This is a genomic window from Streptomyces sp. NH27 (assembly GCF_056859195.1).
Genome location: NZ_JACEGK010000734.1, coordinates 1 through 2,819 on the forward strand (window position 1 = coordinate 1; position 2,819 = coordinate 2,819).

Sequence of the window (2,819 nt, forward strand, 5' to 3'; positions counted from 1 at the left end):
CCCCACCCCCCGCCGGGCCGCATACGATGGGCCCATGAGCAAGGAGCGGACCCCTCTGCGCGAGGCCCCTGAGCCCCTGGAGGCCAACGACGTCGCGACGATCACGGTGGGCGTGATCGTCTGGTTCGTGCTCTTCTTCGTGCAGCTCCCCTTCTACGGCTGGTACTCCGACCACGGGCACACCTGGTTCATCTGGACCTGCCTGGCCGGCGGCGCCTGCGGGCTGCTGGGCGTGAAGTACGTACGGACCCGGCGCGACGCCATCGCCAGGGCCCGGGCAGCCGGCCCCACCGCCCCTGACCAGGCCCCGGCCGCGCCGGACGGCACCGACCCGGAGAAGCCGCAACAGGGGTAAACGGGTGTGAGCCGCGTCCGGCACGTACCGTCGAGCCATGACGGAACGCACGGACACCGGGATCGCACCCGCCCGCGAGCCCGGGCTGAGCAGCGCCGAGGTCGCCCGGCGGGTGGAGCGGGGCGAGGTCAACGACGTTCCGGTGCGCTCGTCCAGGTCGGCCACCGAGATCGTCAGGGCGAACGTCTTCACCCGGTTCAACGCGATCATCGGCGGGCTCTTCCTGGTGATCCTGGTGGTGGGGCCGATCCAGGACGGCCTGTTCGGGTTCGTGATCGTGGCGAACACGGCGATCGGCATCTTCCAGGAGCTGCGCGCCAAGCGCACCCTCGACAGCCTCGCGGTGATCGGCGAGGCCAAGCCGATGGTGCGCAGGGACGGCAGGGCCGCGGAGATCGGCACCTCGCAGATCGTGCTCGGCGACCTGATCGAGCTGAGTCCCGGCGACAAGGTCGTGGTGGACGGCCGGCTCGCCGAGGCGGACGGCCTGGAGATCGACGAGTCGCTGCTGACCGGCGAGGCCGACCCGGTGATCAAGCACCCGGGCGACGCGGTGATGTCCGGCAGCTTCGTGGTCGCCGGCGGCGGCGCCTTCACCGCCACGAAGGTCGGCCGGGAGGCGTACGCGGCGCAACTGGCGGACGAGGCGTCCCGCTTCACCCTCGTCAACTCCGAGCTGCGCAACGGCATCAGCCGCATCCTCAAGTGGGTGACCTGGATGATGGTGCCGACCGCGATCGGGCTGATCATCAGCCAGTTCACAGTGGAGGACCACAACTGGCGTGAGGCGGTGCGCCGTACGGTCGGCGGCATCACGCCGATGGTGCCCGAGGGGCTGGTGCTGCTCACCTCGGTGGCGTTCGCGATCGGCGTGGTCCGGCTGGGCCGCCGCCAGTGCCTGGTGCAGGAACTGCCGGCGATCGAGGGCCTGGCCCGGGTGGACGTGGTCTGCCTGGACAAGACCGGCACCCTCACCGAGGGCGGCATGGACGTGACCGAGCTGCGGATGCTCGACGGCGCCGACGAGGAGCACACCCGCCGGGTGCTGGCCGCCCTCGGCCGGTCCGACCCGCACCCCAACGCCAGCCTCCAGGCGATCGTCGACGTCTACCCGCCGGCGCTTGCGGAGGGCTGGCGGGGCACCGGCACCCTGCCGTTCAGCTCGGCCCGCAAGTACAGCGGTGCCGCCTTCACCGAGCCGGACGGCGCCACCAGCCGCTGGCTGCTGGGCGCGCCCGACGTGCTGCTGCCCGAGGGGCACGACGCCCTGGCCGAGGTGGACCGGCTGAACAACGAGGGGCTGCGGGTGCTGCTGCTGTCCCGTACCGACCGGGAGCTGGACGACCCGCTCGCCGCACAGGCGGTCGTCCCGCAGGCGCTTGTGGTGCTGGAGCAGCGGCTGCGGCCCGACGCGGCCGACACCCTGCGGTACTTCGCCGACCAGGACGTGCACGCCAAGGTGATCTCCGGCGACAACGCGGTGTCGGTCGGCGCCGTCGCCGCGAAGCTCGGGCTGCCCGGGGCGCAGCGGCCGGTCGACGCCCGGCGGCTGCCGGCCGGCCGCGACGAGATGGCGCAGGTGCTGGACGAGGGCGCCGTCTTCGGCCGGGTCACCCCGCAGCAGAAGCGGGACATGGTCGGCGCGCTCCAGTCCCGCGGGCACAACGTGGCGATGACCGGCGACGGCGTCAACGACGTACTCGCCCTCAAGGACGCGGACATCGGCGTCTCGATGGGCTCCGGGTCCGAGGCCACCCGCGCGGTCGCGCAGATCGTGCTGCTCGACAACAGCTTCTCCACGCTGCCCTACGTGGTCGCGGAGGGGCGGCGGGTGATCGGCAACATCACCCGGGTCGCCACGCTGTTCCTCACCAAGACGGTGTTCTCGGTGCTGCTGGCGCTGCTGGTGGTGTTCTGGCAGATCCCGTACCCGTTCCTGCCCCGACACCTGACGCTGCTGTCCACGCTGACCATCGGGGTGCCGGCGTTCTTCCTGGCGCTGGCGCCGAACAAGGAGCGGGCCCGGCCGAACTTCGTCCGCCGGGTGATGCGCTATGCCACCCCGGCCGGGCTGATCTGCGGCCTCGCGGCCTTCGTCACGTACCTGGTCGCCCGCCACCACTACTCCGGCAGCGGGGCGTTGGACGCTCAAACCAGCGCGGCGACGCTGACACTGTTCCTGATGGAGGTGTGGGTACTGGCGATCGTGGCCCGGCCGTACACCTGGTGGCGGGTCGCGTTGGTGTTCGCGATGATGCTGGGCTTCCTGGTGGTGCTGGTCGTGCCATGGCTGCAACGGTTCTTCGCGCTGAAGCTGGTCGGCGACCAGGTGCCGTGGACCGCGGTCGGCATCGCCGCGGTCGGCGGAGTGGTGCTGGAGTTGTGCTGGGCATGGGTGCGCCGCCGGGACACCCGCGCGATGGCCTGAGCGGTAGCGCAGCGGGGCCGGCGCCTCCCTTTCGGG

2 protein-coding genes are annotated in these 2,819 nt (G+C 71.7%); both read left to right on the plus strand.

Translation table 11 applies throughout. The annotated features are described in order from the left end of the window. The first annotated feature begins 34 nt into the window (after positions 1 to 34). The gene (locus AC13HU_RS35135; protein WP_483046052.1) at positions 35 to 355 is read left to right on the plus strand and encodes a DUF2530 domain-containing protein; all 321 of its coding nucleotides are present in this window, start codon (positions 35 to 37) and stop codon (positions 353 to 355) included. 37 nt (positions 356 to 392) lie between these two features. After that, positions 393 to 2,783: an HAD-IC family P-type ATPase gene (locus AC13HU_RS35140; RefSeq protein ID WP_483046053.1), complete on the plus strand. Its 2,391-nt coding sequence runs from the start codon at positions 393 to 395 to the stop codon at positions 2,781 to 2,783. Positions 2,784 to 2,819: the final 36 nt, after the last annotated feature.